At 39.8% G+C, this 22,894-nt stretch carries 7 protein-coding genes; 4 read left to right on the forward strand and 3 right to left on the reverse strand.

Translation table 11 applies throughout. The annotated features are described in order from the left end of the window. On the forward strand, positions 1–3,430 hold a 3,430-nt coding region (locus tag F6K40_RS22190; protein WP_293139277.1), incomplete at its 5' end, for an FG-GAP-like repeat-containing protein. A 231-nt stretch (positions 3,431–3,661) separates the two neighbouring features. On the opposite strand, the gene F6K40_RS22195 is transcribed toward F6K40_RS22190, so the two are convergent. From F6K40_RS22195 to F6K40_RS22205, 3 genes are read right to left on the reverse strand one after another with little or no spacing between them, the layout of a single operon-like run. Then, positions 3,662–3,844, reverse strand: coding sequence for a hypothetical protein (locus tag F6K40_RS22195; protein ID WP_293139278.1), 183 nt, complete (start codon positions 3,842–3,844; stop codon positions 3,662–3,664). Beyond that, positions 3,841–4,104, reverse strand: a complete 264-nt coding sequence (locus tag F6K40_RS22200) for a UPF0175 family protein (protein ID WP_365672395.1) — start codon at positions 4,102–4,104, stop codon at positions 3,841–3,843. Before F6K40_RS22200 ends, F6K40_RS22195 begins: the two co-directional genes overlap by 4 nt. A gap of 47 nt (positions 4,105–4,151) precedes the next feature. Further along, the gene (locus F6K40_RS22205) at positions 4,152–4,292 is read right to left on the reverse strand and encodes a hypothetical protein (protein ID WP_293139279.1); all 141 of its coding nucleotides are present in this window, start codon (positions 4,290–4,292) and stop codon (positions 4,152–4,154) included. 684 nt (positions 4,293–4,976) lie between these two features. On the opposite strand from F6K40_RS22205, the gene F6K40_RS22210 reads away from it, so the two are divergent. From F6K40_RS22210 to F6K40_RS22220, 3 genes are all read left to right on the forward strand, one after another. Then, on the forward strand, positions 4,977–16,313 hold the full coding sequence (locus F6K40_RS22210) for a beta-propeller fold lactonase family protein (protein ID WP_293139280.1): 11,337 nt from the start codon (positions 4,977–4,979) through the stop codon (positions 16,311–16,313). 465 nt (positions 16,314–16,778) lie between these two features. After that, a protein-coding gene (locus tag F6K40_RS22215) for an IS1 family transposase (RefSeq protein ID WP_375340591.1) occupies positions 16,779–17,505 on the forward strand; the annotation gives its coding sequence in 2 pieces (ribosomal slippage) (positions 16,779–17,180 and positions 17,182–17,505; 726 coding nt in all). 694 nt (positions 17,506–18,199) lie between these two features. Beyond that, a partial coding sequence (locus F6K40_RS22220; protein WP_293139281.1) for a pre-peptidase C-terminal domain-containing protein occupies positions 18,200–22,894 on the forward strand: 4,695 nt, incomplete at its 3' end.

Below are 22,894 nucleotides of genomic sequence, written 5' to 3' on the forward strand. Positions count from 1 at the left end.
GAGCGATCGCCGAGACTTTTACAAATTAACAGTAGAAGAACAAACGGAAATAGTTGCCAAATTAACGGGTTTGACGGCAAATGCAGATTTCTATTTACAACCTCAAAAAGGTCAAGTAATTGACAAGTCTAAAAATGGTGGTAAGCAGGATGAAGAAATCAGCGCTACTCTCGAACCTGGTACTTATTATTTTCGGGTGCAACCGAGAAATAATAGGATCAAAAATGCTGGTTATAATCTTGATTTGGAAGTTGTAGAATCTGCCGATCCAGGAAATAGCAAAGGAAAGGCGTTTGATATTGGGACTTTGACTGAGGACTTTAATATTGAGGAATCTGTAGGCAAGAGCGATCGCCGAGACTTTTACAAATTAACAGTAGAAGAACAAACGGAAATAGTTGCCAAATTAACGGGTTTGACGGCAAATGCAGATTTCTATTTACAACCTCAAAAAGGTCAAGTAATTGACAAGTCTAAAAATGGTGGTAAGCAGGATGAAGAAATCAGCGCTACTCTCGAACCTGGTACTTATTATTTTCGGGTGCAACCGAGAAATAATAGGATCAAAAATGCTGGTTATAATCTTGATTTGGAAGTTGTAGAATCTGTCGATCCAGGAAATAGCAAAGGAAAGGCGTTTGATATTGGGACTTTGACTGAGAACTTTAATATTGAGGAATCTGTAGGCAAGAGCGATCGCCGAGACTTTTACAAATTCCAAATTGACTCAGAACAAGAGGTGAAAATTGAGTTAACCGATTTAGAGGATAATGCAGATTTGTACCTTTATAGGAGTGAGGGGAAACCTATTGATAAATCAAAGAAAGGTGGTAAACAAGATGAGTTAATTGATAGTCCATTGGAAGAGGGGACTTATTATCTGGAAGTCAGGACAAGAAATAAGAAGGTTAATACAGATTACACTCTGAATTTTGAGGTGGAGGAATTAGCTACTAAACCAGGATCGGATTTGGAAAGATTTGAGTTTACTTATTACTACGAGGGTAATAAAGATCAGAAAAACCAAGACTTCTACGAGGGCTACGTTTATGCTCCCAAAGGAACTTACGAGGTAGGTAGTTACTTTGACTTCAATGAGGAAGACAACGAAGCTAGTGCTAATGGCAAATACTATATTTCTGACTCTAGCGTTGCTGAAGAAGATGCTCAGGAAGGAGTAGTTTATCTTGAAAGCTATTACAACGTAGAAAACGACCAAAGTTACACTCCTGATTATGCCGGGGACAGTTTAGCTTTGGGTACAGAGGGTTTGGAAAGCGAATTGGAAATTGCAGCATCTGAATTTATAGAATCTGATTTAGAACGATTTGAGTTTACCTATTACTACAAGGGTAATAAAGACAAGAAAAACCAAGACTTCTACAATGGTTACGTTTATGCTCCCACAGGAACTTACCAGGTAGGTAGTTACTTTGACTTCAATGAGGAAGATAACGAAACTGATGCTAATGGTAAATACTATATTTCTGGCTCTAGCGTAGTTTCTCGCTTTAACCTAATTCCTGCCTATAGGGTATCTGAATCTAGCGTAGTTGAAGAACCTCCTAAAGAAGGGGAAGTTTATCTTGAAAGCTATTACAACGTAGAAAACGACAAAAGTTACACCCCTTATTATGCCAGTGGCGATTTTGCTTCCGGTACAGAAGGTTTGGGAAGCGAACAAGATTTTATCGGTACTGAGTTTGACAGTGCAGAGGATGCAGTTGCCTTAAGTTCGCAAGGATTTTTCGGGGCTGATAATTATGTAGCAGATATACTTCCAAAAACAAAAGCACCAGTATATGATTCTGGAGACTATCAGATTGACGCTCTGTTAAAAGGTGTGAAGTGGGGAACTAAGGAAATAACATACAGTTTCTATAGCAAGAATAATGGGGGTCCGTATTACGGTAATGAAGAAGATGTTGGGGAAGTCAGCGACAAGGTGAAGCAAAATGTTCGACATATTCTCGAACATGTTTACGAACCTCTTTTGGATGTTGATTTTGTAGAGGTACCTGATAGCTCTAGTAGCTATGGTCTCATTCGAGTTATGAAATCAAGCGGACCAGATTATGCCTACGCATACTATCCGCCGTTGGTAGATGGTGATAACACGGGAACTGCTAAAGATGTACATGGTGATATACATTTAAACCTCAAGTATGACGGTAGTGGCGGTACTAACAATTTCCAGGGAGATCCAGGAACTCATGGCTATAAGGCATTGATTCACGAGTTAGGTCACGCTGTTGGTTTGGAGCATCCTCACAGCGGGAACGTTCAGTTACCAGAGGCAGAAGACAACAGCAAAAATACTGTAATGTCTTACAATAATTACCTTTTCAAACCAGATACCTTGATGCCTTATGATATCAAGGCGTTACAATATATGTATGGTTCCTTGAGTTTTAGTTCCGCTAAAATCGCCTTCGATGGAGGTTTTACTGTTAACAACGGAGGGTGGCCAAATCAGAACGAATATCCTCGTCATGTAGCGGACGTAAATGGTGATGGCAGGGCTGATATTGTTGGCTTTGGTCATAATAAAGTCGCTGTTGCTCTAGGTCAAGCTGATGGTACTTTTGGTTCCAGCAAAACTGCCTTCCGTGGTTTTACCGTTGGCAAAGGAGGATGGCCACATCAGAAGGAATATCCTCGTCATGTAGCAGACGTAAATGGTGATGGCAGGGCTGATATTGTTGGCTTTGGTCATAATGAAGTTACTGTTGCTCTAGGTAAAGCTGATGGTACTTTTGGTTCCGGAAAAACTGCCTTCCGTGGTTTTGCCGTTGGCAAAGGAGGGTGGCCAAATCAGAACAAATATCCTCGTCATGTAGCGGACGTAAATGGTGATGGCAGGGCTGATATTGTTGGCTTTGGTCATAATGAAGTTACTGTTGCTCTAGGTCAAGCTGATGGTACTTTTGGTTCCAGCAAAACTGCCTTCCGTGGTTTTACCGTTGGCAAAGGAGGATGGCCACATCAGAACAAATATCCTCGTCATGTAGCGGACGTAAATGGTGATGGCAGGGCTGATATTGTTGGCTTTGGTCATAATGAAGTTACTGTTGCTCTAGGTAAAGCTGATGGTACTTTTGGTTCCGGAAAAACTGCCTTCCGTGGTTTTGCCGTTGGCAAAGGAGGATGGGTAAGTCAAGACAAATATCCTCGTCATCTAGCGGACATAAATGGTGATGGTCGGGCTGATATTGTTGGCTTCGGTCAAAGTAAGGTCTATGTTGCTTTAGGTCAAGCTGATGGTACTTTTGGTTCCTATAAAATCTCCTACCATAAAGGTTTTACCGTTGGCAAAGGAGAATGGGTAAGTCAAGACAAATATCCTCGTCATCTAGCGGACGTAAATGGTGATGGCCAGGCTGACATTGTTGGCTTTGGTCATAATAAAGTTTTTGTTGCTCTAGCGTAATTCGATCCTTGCTTGATTAACGATCTACGGTGGGGTAGCGCTCTAAAAAGGAATCGTCCCCCAACCCAGAAACGCCCTGATTTTACCACCGGGGCGTTTTTTTCAATGGATAATTGATAATGAAAGACTAGGAGCTTTCTGCCATTCACTCCTAGCGCGATATGATAACTAATTACCCGGATTCTATATAAGGGCGAATGCCAGAAAGCCCCCTACAGATTTTCTAACTCTCTAATTATCCATTAATGAGTGGGAGAAACTGTAGCTGGAAGAGGAGCGATCGCTACTTTCTATTGTTAACACTTCACTCGCTGGATAAAGTAACAATTCGCTGGTATAAAGTTCTCGCAATAACCATAGAGAATTAACCAGTTGTAGATTGTATAAAGGTGAAGTATCGCTGACAATAATCATAGCCAACCTCGCTCTTCTAAATGCCGAATATCTTCTTCAAAGTTTTCAACATCGTAATGAATGCAGATACCGCGACTGCCGATCAACTTTTGAAAATCAACTTGGTGCATTTGGGCAATTCTGCTAGCACGAGCGAGAGTTATTAATTCTTGTTGAAACAGAGCGATCACTATTTCCTGTAACCATTCTCTCTCGTTTAGTCCTTTTCCTTGGAGTATCTCATCGGGAATTTCCAGAGTAATTTGTATCTTGTCCTCCAGTAAAGAAGTGAATTTATTTTAACTCAAAGTGGTATAAATTTTATTTATTATAGCAGAAAAAGAGTTAGCAACTGCTCCGGTTTAAGGAGAATGTGGGGAGTGTAGGAAGTGTGGGAAGTGTGAGAAGTCTGGGGAGTGTGGGAAGAAATTAAAAAATATGGTCGTGGTGCATTGTAATGGTAGTGCATTGTAATTATTTTTGTTAGGAGACATGGTAGTGGGAGCATCTTGCTCCCGTACTATCCTATTTACAATTACTATGCAGGACTACTAAAAATATATTTCTTCTCACCATTACTATGCAGGACTACCGAATAATTAAAGACTATTAATAAATATTAAATTATTTAACTATTTAAAACTCAATGTAAATTATGCAATAAATAATATCAAATCTGCTTGCTTTAGAGTCTTATAAGAAACCGGGGTTAGTATTCTAGGGCATTTGATACAAACCCGGTTTCTCTGCTTTTTTATACCGATGCTACCGGATTTGATATAACAAGTTTTTTGCATAATTTTTTTGCATAGTTTTTTTGCATAATTATTGAATTATTGAACAGCACAATTTTCAGCTAAACTTCTGGCTTAGATAAAATTAATAATCCTGCCAAACTCCCCACTTAAAAGCCTTTTGCATCCGAGGGTAAAAAAATCTAAATTTTCAATTTTTCTCAAAGGATTGACAACGAATTTTCTTTTGTTTAGCATGGTAAAAAGTATACGAATAATATCCTAAAAAACTGAGTTGAATCTGATAGGTAAATAAACTTAATTGTCCGTAAAAGTGAGCATTTATGAGACGAATAGACAAATATACTAACTAATAAAGTTCTCAAAGTAAAATTGATTACAACTAATTTATTGGAGGGATGATGATGAAATTTAATAAAATCGGTCTTAAAAAATTTGAAGATAGTATCTATGAAAAGATTAAAAAACATGAAAAATTTGTTCCGAGAATCTACACAGATCATATAGGTATTCCTACCTTGGGAGTGGGATACGCAATATTTGTTACAAGTGATGGAAAGAAATACGAGAAGAAAGACACTTTAACAAACGACTTGAAGGAAATAGGCGTAACATTGACTGATAAAGATAAGAAACTCCTAGATAAAGTTTTAAACTATCTTAATAATGGTCAAGTTGCAAAAGCTCAAGGATTAATACCAGAGTATAAAATAGGAGAAAAGTCGGATGTAAAAAACAAATTTAGCTTTGAAATTAAAGATAATCAAGGTTTTACTTTATTCCAGACTTCTCTAAATAGAGCCCTGAGATCAGTAAAAACAAGGTTTGTGACGAATCTGCAAAATCCAAATACTCTTAATTTTAGTAAAAAGAAAGCTATAGCAGAAGCAGATCAATTATATAATGCTCTAGAAAATACTAGAGAAATGGTAACTTTAGCTTCTCTGGCGTTTAATCTTCCAAAACTCATTGGCCCAAATTTGACGGCAGCTCTTTACAAGGGCGATCGCCCAGAAGCATGGTATGAGATTCGATACAATAGCAATGCAAAACACGAATATGGTCAGCAAAATCGAAGGGATAAAGAATCAGATAATTTTGGCCTATATGATGACCCCAATAATGTGCAGAAGGATGAGGCTGATAATGTAAATCGTTTTATTGAGTCAAAGCGTCAGGATATTTATAAATATTTAGGTAAAATCAAAAGTACAGATGAAGACAAAACAATCAGATATGGGTCGGAAGAACTGCAAAAGGAACACTTGGAGCGTAGTTTAAAAGAGCCTAGTCAAGGTGGTCAAAGCATTACAGGTAATGAAGGTAATGAAGATGATAATTTGTTAGATGGCACTCAAGGAAATGATACTTTAGAAGGAAATGGTGGTAATGATACCCTCAAAGGAAACGGTGGTAACGATCTAATTGATGGTGGTGAAGGTAAAGATACGGCTGTTTTTTCTGACAAATTTGCAAATTACGAATTCTCTAAAGCAACAGAAAATGGGGTTGAAGTTGTAAATATTAAACATACTAAGGGAACTAAATCTGATGGGGATGATAAATTAATTAATGTTGAAAATTTGAAGTTTAGCGATCGCCAATTATCTCTATCATCTATAATCGAGACTATTTCTCCCGAAGAAGATGTTGATGATGGGAAACCGGGTCAGGAAGAAAAACCTGATAATTCTTATGAAGGAGATGGTTTATTAGACAGCATTACTAACGGTATTAGTGACTTTTTTGGAGAATTAAATAAGAGTGTTAACGAGTTAATTTATAAAAATACACCTGTCGTTGGAGATGAATTTAATTCAGGTATTCAACGTCGTTCTTCCAGTATTGATGCCTCTCAATTTCTAGCTAAAATTGAACAAGAAATTATCAAAAAAATTGAGTCAGAATTTGACAGTGCTAGGGAGCAAAGTGCTACTGAAATTAAAAAGGTTTTGACAGAAGCTTTGGGTAAAAAAGGGTTGGATATCTTGAAAAGTGATATTCAAGTTGTGGAAACTCCTAAAGATGTTAAATTTAAAATTCAATTAGGTGGCGATAATAGCTTTAAAACAGATATAGATAGCAGTTTGGGCGTGCCGGGATTGGGTTTGGATGTTGATGGTAAAGCTGAAGTTGGTTTGGATTATGAATTTGACTTAAATTTTGGGGTAAATTATACTAATGGATTTTACTTTGATACTTCTAGTAAAGATGAATTAGAAATTGGTTTGAATGCTAAAATTCCCGATTTTAATGCAGATGCTGAACTGGGATTTTTGAATTTTCAGGTTCAAGATGATGCGAAAAATCCGTCTAAAATAGGCACATCTTTTACTATCGATCTACAAGACTCTGGAGGCAAACTCTTTGCTAAAGAAATTTCGTCTGTCAAATCTGAAAAGTTGATAGATGCAGATATTACTGGTGGTGTGGATATTAATCTGAAACTTGAAAGTAACTTAAATAAATCTGCGGTTTTACCTTCAATTAATTCCGATTTGAATATTGATTGGTCTTTAGATAAACCTAATGAAGTTCCTAATGTGGAATTTAATAATGTAAGTCTCAATATGGGGAGTTTGTTTGATAGTTTTGTGACTCCCGTTTTGGGTGAAGTTCAGAAAGTTACTAAACCTATTCAACCTTTTATCGATCTATTGCAAAGACCCATTCCTGGTTTTTCTAGCTCTTTTTTCGAGCCAGTAAAAAGGTTTTATGATGAGAATAAAGATGGCAAAATCACTCTCATAGATTTCGCCAAGAAATTAGATCCAAAGAACGAGTACGACGAAGTAATTGAGGCTGCTGAGGAACTGGGTAAACTGATCGACTTAGTTAATAGCATTCCCACTAACACAAATAAACTGGAAATAGATTTGGGAAGGTTGAATCTGAGTAAAGTTGACCTGAGCAAACCTAATGTTAATTTGGCTAAGTTGCCTTTTGATAGTATTACTCATGTTACCGAACCTATCCCTGCTAACCAACAACTAAAAGGCACTAATGCGAGTAGCTTTGTCAGCAAACTCAAGACCACTAAAGGAGCGGGTTTAGAGCTGCCAATTTTAACCGACCCTTCGGTGGCTTTTAAATTGCTCTTGGGGCAAGAGGCAGAGTTATTTACCTATCAAATGCCTAAACTAAATTTTAGCCTGGGATTTGACAAATTTTTCCCTTTATATTTCCCTAAATTCGGACCTTTGGGTATTGATTTTGGCGGTAGTTTAGGGGCAACGCTTAATCCTTTGGGTTTTGGTTATGATACTTATGGGTTGCAGAAATACTTGAAGAGCGATCGCGTCTCGGATATTTTCCAGGGTTTTTATGTGAGCGATCGGGCAAAAGCAAATGGTACGGGTGCTGATGTTCCCGAAGCTAACCTCAATGCCAGTATTTCATTAGGTGGTAGTGCAGATGCGATACTTGTTAAAGGTGGGGTGAAAGGTCGTATCAGCGGCCAGGTAGATTTCAATCTTTTCGACCCCAATAACGATGGTAAGGTAAGACTTAACGAACTCCAACTCGAATCCCTCTTCGATGTCAGTGGCGAACTGAAAGCAGGTGTTTATGCTTGGTACAAGTACCTTGACGAGAAAGAAGAATATGGTCTAGGTGAGCAGGTACTCTGGACTTTTGAGGAGGCCGCCGCCCCCGATATTAAACTGGGACAGAAATTAAGTGGCGGACGATTGCAACTTAATATCGGTACTAAAGCGGCAGCGCGTCAAGAGGTTAATACCACGGATGGCAATGAAATATTTTTGGTGGATTCTATTTCTGGAAAAGCGGGAAATGAAACTTTAAGTATTGCTGGATTCAATATCGTCAAGAATTATAGCGGTATCGGTAAAATTGTCGCTGACGCAGATAAGGGTGACGATCAAATTGAAATTACGGATGATGTTTTAGCACCAGCAGATATTAAAGGAGGTAGTGGTAAAGACCGAATTTATGGTGGTGCTGGTGCGGATACTATTTCTGGCGGTACCGATGATGATAATCTTTCTGGCGGTCCGGGTAACGATCGCGTATCGGGAGATGCAGGGGCAGATGTTTTGTTCGGAAACGACGGTGAGGATAGTGTCAGGGGTAACGATGGTAATGATTTGATTTATGGTGGTAAGGGAAGCGATCGCCTCTTGGGAGATGCTGGAAATGACGAAATTATAGGAGGGGAAGGGAAGGATAAATTATTCGGTGGTGAGGGTAATGATAAGATGTCAGGAGGAGAAGATGACGACGAACTTTTGGGAGAAGCGGGGAACGACACTCTGCAAGGAGAAAAAGGAAAGGATAAATTATCGGGCGGTATTGGTAACGATATAGTTTCGGGAGGGGAAGGGGATGACGAACTTTCGGGTGATGCAGGAAATGATATTTTGGGAGGTGGTGTCGGTAACGATAATTTACAGGGGGGTGCAAACGACGATCAACTTGTGGGAGAAGAAGGAGAAGATACCCTTGATGGGGGTGATGGTAAGGACGATTTATTTGGCGGGGATGGAAACGATATTCTCTCTGGTGGTACTGGAGATGATTGGATTTCTGGGAATGCTGGCAACGACGATATCTCTGGCGATGAGGGTCAGGATAAATTGTATGCTGGTGCTGGAAATGATACTGCTAAAGGGGGTACGGGAGATGATGAAATCTATGCTACCACAGGGAATAACAAACTTTCTGGAGGCGCGGGTAACGATAGTGTAGAAATTAAAAGTCCTGGTAAGGGTAATAACGAGCTTTATGGGGAAGCGGGTAACGACACTTTAATCGGAGGTCTCGGTGAGGATAAATTATTTGGTGGCGAGGGAGGCGATCTCTTAGCTGGAGGTGCTGGTGAGGATGAATTATTTGGTGGCGAGGGAGACGACGCTTTAAGCGGAAACGGTGGTAATGATAGTATCTCTGGAGATGCTGGTAAGGATACGATTTTTGGAAATGATGGTGATGACGAACTTGATGGTGGAAAGGACGATGACATTATAGAAGGTGATTCTGGCAAAGATTACATTAAAGGTGGTTTTGGTAATGACAAGTTGTTAGGTGGAGAAGGCGACGATTACTTATCGGGACAAGGTGGTAACGACTTACTAGGTGGAGAAACTGGTGATGATACTCTGTCTGGAGATGCGGGTGACGATACTGTTTCTGGAGGTGCGGGTAATGACAAAATTACCGATCCAACAGGAGAAAATTATCTTTTAGCAGGTGATGGTAATGATACTGTTGTCGGTGGAAAGGATAAGGATAAAATAACTGGAGGTAAAGGCGATGACCAACTTGAAGGCGGTGCTGGAGATGATGTTATACTGGCAGATGCAGGTGATGATGTTATTTCTGGCGGTACTGGTACTAATAAATTAACAGGTGGCGCGGGAAGCGATCTATTCTTGTTGAATGTAGACCAAGGTATCGGCAAAATTAGCAGTTTCGAGGAGCGATCCTTGTTAACTGAAGGTCTACACTTTGACGTTATTGACGACTTCAAACCAGGTGAAGATTTTCTCGACTTACAAGGGCAGGCTAAATTTGATGACTTAATAATCGAGCGAATAGCTGGCAATGCCAGGATTTCTAGTTCTGAGACAGGGGATATTATAGCTTTGTTAGTTGGAGTGGAAGATATTAGGGAGGAAGATTTTTTAGGAGATTTTGGTCCGAAATCATTACAGTTTAGCACTACGAAATTTAACTACGATCTTGGTGAAACTGTTAAACTCAAAAATGCTAGCGTTTCTGATCAAAATGGAGTTGCAGACTTAGACCGAGTTGATTTCTGGCTGAAAAAAAATATCGAAGATATTCTCGAAGATTCGGGTTCGTTTGAAGACATAGAAGATGTTATCAGTTTTACCGCTGATGCTAATAATAAACTAATTGGCAATTTCAACTTTGAATTAACAGATTTAGAAGCAGGATACTACACTTTACAGGGGAGAGCTTATGACAAGTCTGGCGCTGCTAGCAAAAACTTTGAAACCGAATTTTTAGTGGGAAATGCCAACATTCCTCCCCAAGACTTGCAGTGGGAACTAGATCAAAGTAGCTATGGTTCTGATGAAGTTATCAAACTGACGAATGGGCGAGTATACGATAGTAATGGTGTTGATGATTTAACTGAAATTAGTTTTGAGATTAAAGGCTACGATCGCGAAAAAGAGGAATCTTACTCTCAGGAATTAACTCAGAAAGTTACCGAATTTCAGGAGGATAAAAATGATGGTCGTTGGGGCGAGTTTAGCTATGAAATCGACTTAAGCAATCTCAACATCAATCCTGGTAGTTATACACTATACGGTTATGCACAGGATGATTCTGTTAATGTCGATCTTTTCACCAGCGACTTTGTAGTAGGAGACCCCACGCCAAAATGGTTGAGATTCTACACCCACAAGGAAAATTATCAGCCTAGTGAAGTCTTACAATTGACGGGAGATGCTTTCAGTTTTGGGGAAGTCACCAGTAAACCAGATGTTTATGATATTGGGGGGGCGAAAGATTTAGAAAAAGTCGATTTTTGGCTGAAAAAAGAAGGGGGTGAATGGCAGGATATTAAGGACGCGACTAATTTTACACCAGACCCGGAATTTGATAAAAATACTCCCTTTGTTGAGTTTGATTATCAATTTAATCTCAACGGTTTAGAAGAAGGAAATTATACCTTAAAAGGAACTGCTTACGACAAGTCTGGAAATCAGAGCGAGACAGTAGAAGTAAGTTTCCTGTTGGCCGAGAATTTTCCTCCTATGGAGCCGTTTTTCGATAACAAAACCACTAAATATTCCGTGGGAGAGACGGTAGAAATTGATATTGGAGTGCTAGATCCTGATGGCGATGAAGATTTAGACAGGGTGAGATTTGAACTACAAAAAGATGATGGCAAGTCGGAAGAAATCGAGCTAATCAGAACTAAACGTCCGGCAGGAGTTAGTTTTAATTATGACCTCAAAGGTTTAGACGAAGGTAGCTATAAATTGAAGGCAACAGTTTACGATCGCGCCGGGGCAGCAAGTCCGTCAAGAGAGTTTTCCTTTGTTGTTTTGAACTCCACTCCAGAGTTAGAGCTGGTAGAGGAGCAAAAAGAGGGTGAAAATGTTGTTGACGTTCTTAAAGGGGTTAGGTCTCCAATTGTTAGTCCTGACGGCAAAAACGTCTATGTCTCTGGGAAATTTGACAGTGCCATTGGGGCATTCAATCGCGATCCTGAGACGGGGGCGTTAACGTTTTTACAAAAGCAAGAACAGAGTGACGGTGTTGATGGGTTAGGGGGAGCTAATTTAGTCTTAGCAAGTCCAGATGGTAAGAATGTTTATGCTACTGGATACAGTGATGAGGCGATCGCCGTTTTCAGTCAAGACCCAGACACAGGAAAATTAACCTTTATAGAAGTACACAAGCAAGGAGAAAATGGAGTTGATGGTCTGGTAGCACCAAAATCTCTAGCTATCAGTCCAGATGGAAAAAGTATTTATTTTGTCGGTAGTAACTCAATCGCAGCATTCAATCGCGATCCAAATACAGGAAGGTTAACTTTTCTCGAAACACATCTGGGTAACTATCAATCAATAACAGTAAGTCCAGATGGAAAAGGTATCTATGTTGTTGGAGAATTAAACAGTTCCATCGCCCTATTCAACCGCGACCTCAGCACGGGAAAATTAACCTTTCAAGAGGTACAACAAGATAGTAATCATCCTTTTCCTAACTCAGTAACTGTTAGTCCAGACGGAAAAAATATCTATGCTTCAACTCCATATAACTTTGCTGGTAATGGTGCTGTGGATCGAATTGCAGTATTTAATCGTAACCCCGATACAGGAGTTGTAACTTTTCAAGAAGTAAAAAATAATGGAAATGATGAACCCTACAATCCCCGTTTTGATGTATTCCATGAAATAGTTGTTAGTCCAGATGGAAAAAATGTCTATGCTGCTGGAGACTATGGTTTCGATGTGGCAGTATTCACTCGGAACAGTGAAACGGGAGCCTTAAACTTCGAGGAGATACACAATAACGATAACGCTGGTGCTGTCGAATCCATAACCATTAGTCCAGATGGAAAAAGTGTATATGCTGATAGTTCTTCTGGGGATGCGATCGTAGTGTACAATCGTAACCCCGAGACAGGAGAATTGACCTTTGTCGAAAGCCAAAAATATCAAGAAGAAGGCAACACGCTATACGTTCAGGGGCAAAGATCGATGGCAGTTAGTGCCAATAGCAAATACGTCACTGTAACCGAGAAAGACTCTATAGCAGTATTCAGTCGCGATGACAAAACGGGAGCCTTGAGTCTGGTAGAAAGAAAAGAAGAAGGAGACGATGCTGTAGCTGGTCTTGAGTGGGTTGAATCTATTGCTATTAGTGAAGACGGCAAGCACATTTATGCTGCCGGACAGGAGGAAGATGCGCTCGCAGTATTTAGTCGTAATGCTAATGGAGTCTTGACTTTTGTAGAAGTACATAAGGATGGTAAAAATGGAGTAGATGGTTTGGACTATCCTCAAGCAGTAACTCTCAGCCCCGATGGCAAAAGTGTTTATGCAGCAGGGGCAAGCGATTATGCGATTGCTGTATTTAATCGCGACCCCAAAACAGGAAAATTGACCTTTGTCGAAAAACAAGAAGAAGGGGAAAATGGCGTTCAGGGCTTAAAATGGCCTAATTCAGTAACAGTAAGTCCAGATGGCAAACATATTTATGCAACTGCTGAAAATAGTAATGCTCTAACTGTTTTCAGTCGCGATACCCAAACAGGGGCGTTAACTTTCGTAGAAACAAAAGAAGACAATAAAGAGGGTGTTGACGGTCTAGATGAAGCTAACTCAGTAATTGTCAGTCCTGATGGTAAACACGTTTATGCTACAGGAGAAAGGGATGCTGCTTTAGCAGTATTTAGTCGCGATTCTAGTACAGGAAAGTTAACTTTTGTAGAAGTAGAAAAGTGGGACTTCACAAACGAAAACGGCTTGCGTTTAGTTACGTCAGTTACGATGAGTTCGGATGGTCACTATGTTTATGCCACAGGAAGTTTCGATAATACTCTTGTAGTTTTTACCCGCGATTCTGAAACTGGTAAATTGACCTTTGTAAAAACAGAGAGTACATCAGGAGAATCACTCACAGTCAGCCCAGATGGAAACAATATCTACAGTGCTGGAGGAGACAAGCTCGAAGTCTTCAAACAACCAAAAGCTCCCGAACCCATCCCCAACACTGCCCCCACAGACTTGCAGTTAACCACCACCAAAGAAGCCTACCAATTTGGTGAAACTATTGAATTGCAAAATGCCCAAGTCTATGATGAGGAAGGAACGGAAGACTTATCTATAGTCAACTTCCAAGTCAAAATAGATGGTGGTGAATGGCAAGACGTGGGGGATGCCACAGAATTTACAGCCACTCAAGATGACAACATCGCCAGCTTTAACCACCAAATAACAGACTTAGCACCAGGTAACTATGAACTAAAAGCCATTGCCTACGATAAATCTGCTGCCACCAGCGACAGCACTATTGTCGAATTTACTATCGAACCTCCCAGTCAAGCACCGGAGTTAACCTTAAAAACCACCAAGAAAAATTATGAATTTGGCGAACCAGTGCGCTTCCAGGATGTCACCGTGGATGACAAAGACGGCATTCAAGATTTAGACAAAGTGGAATTTTACCTGCAACAAGAGGGTGGTGAAGAAATAAAAGTAGGTGAAGTCACAGAATTTATCTCCAGCAGCGGTAGCGGTGCCACCTTTAACCATGAAATAGAGGGATTAGCTGCTGGTGCATATCAATTAAAAGCGATCGCTCTCGACAAAGGTGGCAAAGAAAGCGAAGCAGTTACGGGTGAATTTACTGTTACCGATGCAGACTTTGACCCCTCAGAATTAGAAATCATTGAGAGCAGCGAAGAAAACCCACCTATTGTGGGAGACGACGAAAAAAATACTCTCCCAGGCACTTTCAACGATGACCTCATCCAAGGTTTGCCAGGAGATGACCTCCTAACAGGAGATTTGGGTAACGATACCCTGGAAGGAGGTGATGGCAACGACACTCTGGATGGTGGTAGCGGGGAAGACTTGCTCAATGGAGGCGATGGAGAAGATGTAGCTGACTACCAAGAAGCGATCGCCTCCGTGACAGTCAACCTGAAAACCGAAAGTGCTACGGATGAATCTGGCAACAAAGATACTCTGAAAAACATCGAAAACGTCATCGGTTCCAGATTTGACGACAACCTCCAAGGCAACCCAGGCAAAAACCAACTAACAGGAGGAGATGGCAACGATACCCTTACCGGAAATGGTGGAGCAGATATTCTCCAAGGTGGTACGGGAGACGACGTTTATCAACTAGAAATTAAGAATGCAAAGGGTACTCAAATAGAAGACAACGGTGGCACAGACACCCTGGAATTAACAGGAGTCACCCTGACACTCAACAGTTTAGCTAAAGGGAAAATTGGTTTCCAGCAAAACGGCACCGACTTAATAATAGACATCAATAAAGACGGAAAAGCCACCAAGTCTAAAGACATCACCATCAAAGACTTCGCGAGCAAATCTGGAGAAAGTCCTGGTGAAGGTTTTATCGAAGCGATCGGCAATCTTTCCGGTGAGGAGATTTTGGCAACAATTAACAATAATAGCGTTACCAAAACTGGAAACAAAAGGAACAACAGACTCAACGGCACAAAAAAAGATGACTACCTCGACGGTAAAGCAGGTAACGATATTATTATTGGTAGGGGTGGCAACGATACCTTGGTAGGGGGAGATGGTAACGACAAACTGCAAGGAAACGCAGGTAACGATGTTCTCGACGGTGGTATTGGTAAAGACAAACTCATCGGTGGTAGTGGCAACGATACCCTCAAAGGTGGTGGGGGTCTCGATATTCTCAACGGTGGTGGTGGCAACGACACCTACGAACTTGATTCCAAAACCGCAGCAGGTAGTAAAATTATAGATTCTGCTGGCAACGACACCCTAGACTTAACTGAAATCAACCTATTTATCTCCGACTTAGGGCGAGTTGGTAAAAATTTAGTCATAGATATTAACTACGATGGAAAATTTACCGGAAAACAAGACCTAACCATCAAAAATTTCTTCACCCAATCTGGCAAAGAGAAAGGTAAAGGTTTCATTGAAACAGTTGACGGCTTAAATGGAACTGACATTCTCAGCAACTTGAGTCAAGAAAGCGGTCCTTTGATTAAAACAGGTAACGATAAAAACAACAGACTTAGAGGCAGCAAAGGGGAGGATATTATCGACGGTCTCGGCGGTAACGACGTCCTTACAGGAAACGACGGCAACGACACCCTAACTGGGGGCAACGGCAACGACAAACTAAACGGCGGTAAAGGGGAAGATGTATTAACTGGAAGCGCCGGCAAAGATTCCTTTATCTTCACTCACATCAATCAAACCGAGACAGACGAAATTACTGACTTTGTATCGGGAGAAGACAAAATCGTTCTTGACAAAAGCGCGTTTACAGCGCTCAAGAGTCGTAAAGGCAGAGGTTTCAGCGTCAAATCAGAATTTGCAGTTGTTGACGACGAGGCCGACGTTGCTAGCAGCACAGGATTTATTGTTTACAACCAGAATACTGGAGAACTTTTCTATAACGCCAATGGTAACAAACCCGGTTTGGGCAGTGGCGGTTTGTTTGCAAAATTAGACCTTGCACCAGATATTGGTGCTACAGATTTTAGGATTCAGCCTTAGAGCTTTCTGGGTAAACCAGTTTAGGAGTCGAGAGCGATCAAAATCTCCAAGAAACCGGGTTTATATTCCTGACCCAAGCAACTTTTAATATCATCAGGACTTACGCAAATTATTAAATTATGCGCTATCTGTAGGGGCGATTCGCGTAATTAGGAGCAGTCCGTAGGAAATCGCCCCTACTAGATATGGCGCTTGGAGCGTAAGTCCTGTAATTATTAAAATCTCAATAATAATTAAAAACAATTAGGTGGTCCTGTATATGTAGTGATAAGCCAATATAAATGATTATTTCTTGACATTAATCTTGAAAACATTAAGTTTTTTAGACTTAATAATTTAAAAATTTTATCTAGGCGATCGCTACATAATAATCAGTCATAAAACTATCAGGAATTAAGCTCAACTATCATGAAAAAAGTATGCTATTATCTATGACAGTAATAAGGAAAAATTTATATAATTCAGATGTCCATTCATAAATTAATCTGTCCTAGTTGTGGCAGTAATCATATTGTCAAAAATGGGACTATTCACAACAAAAAACAAAAATATCAATGTCAAAATTGTCAGAGACAATTTGTCGAAAATAGTCAAAGAGATTATATTAGTAATGAAACCAAAGAACTTATTGATAAATTATTACTAGAAAAAATTAGTTTGGCTGGTATAATCCGTGTAACAGGTGTGTCAGAAAAATGGCTCCAGAATTACGTTAATAAGAAGTATGCTCAGGTTTTACGCTCTATTAAATGTACTAAAAAAAAAACAGGTAAACTCACCATCCAATGTGATGAAATGTGGTCATTTGTAGGCAATAAAAATAATAAACAATGGCTTTGGTTAGCGATTGATATAGAAACTTGCATAAATTGTGGGTTTCTACTTAGGGGAAAGAGGAGAAAAAGGGGCATTAGGATTATGGAATTCATTACCAGGTGTCTATAGACAGTGTGCAGTTTGTTATACAGATTTTTGGTCAGCTTATGAGCTTGTTTTTCCTGATTCAAGACATAAATCAGTCGGGAAGGAAACAGGTTTAACAGCTTATATAGAAAGATTAAATAATACTTTACGTCAAAGAATTTCTCGGTTGGTCAGAAAGACTTTATCATGCACTAAAAAGCTAGAAAACCATCTAGGAGCTATTTGGTATTTCATTAATCATGATAATGAAGCGATCGCTTCACTGTGATTTTATCACTACATATACAGGACCACCAACAATTAAATTATTTGATAATCAATCTAAATTCTGCTCAAAGATATTAACTTTATTAAAGAATTTATTGAATTATTAAACAGCACAATTTTAAGGTGATTTTTTTCCTTAATTCCATTAATAATCCTGCTGAACTCCCTACTGAAAAGTGTTTTTTTCCTCAGAAAAAAAATCAAAACTTAAGATTTTACCAATAGATTTATTTTTTTTGATTTAGAGTGGTAACATCTATACGGATATTCCGCTCAAAATTTATAGGTAAATAAACTTAATTAGAAGTTGTTTGAGAAGTCATCGATCCCCCTAAATCCCCCTTAATAAGGGGGACTTGACCTTGTATTTCCCCCCTTGAAAAGGGGGGCTAGGGGGGATCTAAATCAAAATTCATACTTTTCAAACATCCTCTTATATCATGTCCGTTGGTATCGTTTGTGTAAAAGTTGGGGAAATATCTACCGTCATATAAAGTTTTTCCTTCTCTTGTAGAGGCGAGCAAGCGAATCGCCCCTACTTCTTCCTTACCTTACTCTATACAATACCGATGCTACCGGACATGATATTATCTCTAAAAGGCAATAGTTTAGGCTAATAAGTAGATATGCTCAGTGGTGAGAGCGATCGCTCCCATAAAAGTTATATTTGTTAATTGTTGGAGGAAGTTATTACTATGTTTGAAAATTCCTTAGTACCAAACTCTCAAAGCGAAAATTTATTCGTACCTTTTCTAGAAAGTGAAAATACCGACTCCCAAGATTTAGAAACATTTAGCGCCGAGAGTAACCAAGAAACAATTGTCGTCTCAACTTCCAGCGACGATCAAATAATCTTGGCATCAGACTCCCCAGAAGCTATCCATCGGAGCAGCAGCTTGAGTTCGGAACGAGAAGAGGAACTTTTAGGTAAAGCGGAGGTTAACGTCAATACTGAAGACGAACTGCTTACAGGTGGTATACAACGGCGCAATGGCAAAAGTTCTGATCCTGGAAACAACAAAGGAAAAGCTTATGATATTGGGAGTTTGACTGATGGTTTTAATATTGATGAGTCTGTAGGAAAGAAAGATAAACGAGACTTTTACAAATTAACAGTAGAAGAACAGACCGAAGTAGAGATTAAGTTAACTGGTTTGACGGCAAATGCAGATGTGTATTTGTTACCCCAAAAAGGTAAGGTAATAGACTTCTCGAAAAATGGCGGTAAGCAGGATGAAGCAATAAAGGCTACTCTGGAACCCGATACTACTTATTATTTACGGGTACAACCGAGGAACAATAGGATAAAAAATGCCAATTATAATCTTGATTTGGAAATTGTAGAATCTGCATCTGTCGAGCCAGGAAATAGCAAAGGAAAGGCTTTTGAGATTGTAACTTTGACTGATGGTTTTAATATTGAAGAGTCTGTAGGAAAGAGCGATCGCCGAGACTATTACAAATTAACAGTAAAAGAAGAAACGGAAATAGTTGCCAGACTAACAGATTTGACGGCAAATGCAGATTTTTATTTAGAACCTGAAAAAGGTAAAGTAATTGACAAGTCGAGAAATGGGGGTAAGCGGGATGAAGAGATAACTGCGACTCTCGAACCCGATACTACTTATTATTTTCGGGTGCAACCGAGAAACAAGAGCATAAAAAATGCTGATTATACTTTCGATTTGGAAATTGTAGAACCAGAAGAAAATCTTACTGTTACGACTCCTAATGGTGGGGAAAAAATTAAACCTGGCCGTGAAGTGGAACTGAAATGGGAAAGCGATATTACCGATAATGTCCATATTGAGCTATTTCAAGATAGCGAGTGGGTAGAAAGTATTGCGATCGATACCCCTAACGATGGCAGTTTCCTTTGGGATGTACCCCGCAGTTTGGTTGCTGGAGAAGATTATCAAATACTTATTTCCAATGTTAACGATCAGAGTATTGCTGACGGTAGTGATGAAAACTTTACCATTTTACGGGGAGATTATCTGACTGTTACTACTCCTAATGGGGGAGAAACTATCGAAACTGAAAGTAGGGTTGATATTAACTGGGAAGGAAATATTGATGGCAAAATTGATATTAATCTCTATAAGGATGGGGTGCTAGAGGATATTATTGCTACAGAGGTTCCCAATAACCAAGGTAGTTATGCTTGGGAAGTACCTATCTATTTGGAGGGAGGGGAAGATTACCAGATTTCTATTGAAAATTTAGATTTGAATGTTAACGATATCAGCGACGAAAACTTTACTATAGAAGTAGAGGATATCGGTATCGAAACTAAGTTAAAAGCTGCTCGCAATCTCGGTTTGTTGCGGAATGAAAAAACTGTTGAGGGTTCTTTGAAAGAAGCAAAATCCGAGCAACTCTACCGTTTTAGACTGCAAAAAGAGTTGAATTTTAACCTGTTGTTAGATGAGCTAAACAACGATGCTAGTGTGGAATTATTCCAAGACAGCAATGGTAATGGCAAATTTGACCCGGAAGAATTGCTAGAATTTTCCACTGTGGAAGGTAACGCAGATGAGCAAATTAATACTTTGCTACCAGGGGGAAATTATTATCTCCGGGTTTGGCAAGAAGAAGGCAATACAGATTATAATCTGAATTTGTCAGTCAGCGAACCTGTGGATGAGAATGAGACACCACCGGAGTTGAATTTAGATGGATATGAAGATTTGGGAGTCATTGCAGAGAGCAAAAATATAACAGGTGAAATTAATGATGAAAATCCTATAGAAGTTTATCGATTTAATCTGGATGCAGAATCCAATTTAGATATTAAACTCAATGGTTTGAGTGCGGATGCAGACATTTTGTTGGGGCAGGATGGTAACGAAAACGGCATCATCGATCTTGAAGATTTGATGGAAATCTCAGACCAAGAGGGAAGTAGCGCAGAAAACATTAATGTTGACCTGCCATCAGGGGATTATTTTGTCATAGTCAGGCAGTTTGAGGGAGAAACTGAATACAACTTAGATTTATCTGTGGAAGAGGTTAAGAAAGTGCCTAAAGATAAGGCGGGTAATACTGTATCAGAAGCGAAAGATTTAGGAGTAATTTCCGGTAAAGTTGATTCTATTAAGGATTTTGTGGGAAATCTGGATACTGATGACTTTTATCGTTTCAGTTTAGAAGACCCCAGGAAATTTAGTTTGGAGCTGAAAAATATCGAAGCTGATGTGATAGTGGAATTAGGTCAGGATTTAGATGGAGATGGGATTGTTTCTTTTGATGAGAGTATAGCGATCGCTGACTCCACAGAAACAAATAAAATCCAAATCGCTTTCGATAATCTAGCAGCAGGGGATTACGTTATCCAGGTTTCCCAATTAGAAGGAGATAGCAACTATACTCTGGACTTGGAGACGAAAGCAGTTAAAGGTTTGCCTGAAGACAAGGCAGGTAATAATTTAGTAGAAGCGCGGGATTTAGGGGATGTCGGCAATAACTTTAGTGCGGTGAAAGATTATGTCGGGGTTGAAGATATCGACGACTTCTACCGGATTAACTTGACGGAAGAAAGGGATGTGCAAATTAGACTTGAGGGATTGAATGGACAAGTCGATTTGCAGTTAATTCTAGACAGTAACGGTAATGGAATAGTTGATGAAAGCGAGGTTATAGAATCTGTGGAATCTTTCGCTCTGGAGCTTGATGATGATGAGCTTGCAGAAATATCGGACGAGATAGACTTTAAAGTACAATCTCTAGCACTGCGTAATTTAAGTAAAGGTGAATATTTTGTCCGAGTCTCTGCTTATGATGGGGAGACTAATTATAAGTTAGACTTGATTACTCAGAAAGCAGGTGAGGTTGCGGAATTTGAAGAGCCTATTGAGGAAGAAGTTCAAAGAAGAAGTCTAGTAGGTACTTTGCCTGGTTTTTCGGCAATTCGCGTTAACGAACGAGATTTAGGTAGTCTAGATTTGAGGCAATCGGAAATAATGGGCGGTCGTGTTGACGGCTTGATTCGCGATTATACAGTTAAATTTACTCTCGATCGACCTACGGAATTAGAGGTTCGTTTGGCTCGATTGCAAGATGATGCCGATTTACAATTAATCCGAGACAGCAACAACAACGGTCGCTATGATACTGGTGAAGTAATTAGTAGGAGTCATAATTGGAATACTGAGGAAGAACTGATTTCTCTACGAAATTTACCAGCAGGTGATTATTTAGTTCGCGTGTATCCGTATAAAAACGCAAAAACTGACTTTACCCTCAGCATATTCGGACAGCCAGATGGTTTTAACAAAGATTATGGTTACGGTTTAATTGATGCTGCTGCTGCCGTTGCTAGAGCAGCTAATGAACCTACTTTTCCCGATGTCCCTAACAAAGGAGGCGATGATTTTTGGCCTCGCGAATTGATTAATGTTCCCGAAGTTTGGCATCAAGGTTACGAAGGACAAGGCGTAACAGTCGCCGTATTGGATAGAGGGGTTGATAACAATCATCAAGATATTAAGGGAAACTTGTGGGTTAATTCTGATGAAATTTACGGGAATAATAAGGATGATGATAATAACGGTTATATTGATGACCGAAATGGTTTTGACTTTGTGAACTCAGTTGATGGGGATGGGGATGGTTTGTTTACAAATGTGGGTGGTTTTTTTGTTGTCAATGGAAAAGTAAAAGGAGGTGACATAATTGACTCTCAACCATGGGATGAAGGAACTGCGACTTCTAATGGTAAAGGTCATGGCACTCATGTTGCTGGAATTATTCTTAAGACAGCACCATGGGCTGAGATTATGCCTTTAAGAGTAACAGGGGAGGGGAAAGGGGAGCAAAGAGTTGCTAGCGCTATCAGGTATGCAATAAAAAATGGGGCTGACATCATTAACATTAGTTTTAGCACCAAAGATACTCAAGATCCTGCAACTAAAAAAGCACTTCAAGAAGCCAGAGAAGCTGGTATTGCTGTATTCATGGCATCAGGGAACCAAAAAGATGCCCCTTATTACTTTACTCAACCTAGTTTCCCAGCTAGGCACGCCAAAGAATCTTTTGAGACAGCATTCGGCTCTAAAGAATCTTTTGGTACTGCTGTAGGTGCTGTAGATAGCAGTCGGAAAGTTGCATATTTCTCAAATCCTGCAAATTCCAGCGCCAGGGACAATCCATACTCCTTTGTGGTTGCTCCTGGTGTTGGCATCAAGTCTGCCGTACCATTAGCAGTTGACAAAAGTGGCTATGTGCCCAAACAGGGTACATCTACGGCAACACCTCATGTTGCTGGTGTTGCAGCTTTGATGCTATCTGCAAATCCCAATCTGAAACCTTCGCAGGTGGAAGATATCTTACAAGCAACTGCCGACCCTCAAGGAATCACTGTCTCGCCAACCATTAAACCGTTGGGTTTT

Origin of the sequence: Okeania sp. SIO3I5 (genome assembly GCF_010672085.1) — a bacterium.
GTDB lineage: Bacteria > Cyanobacteriota > Cyanobacteriia > Cyanobacteriales > Microcoleaceae > Trichodesmium.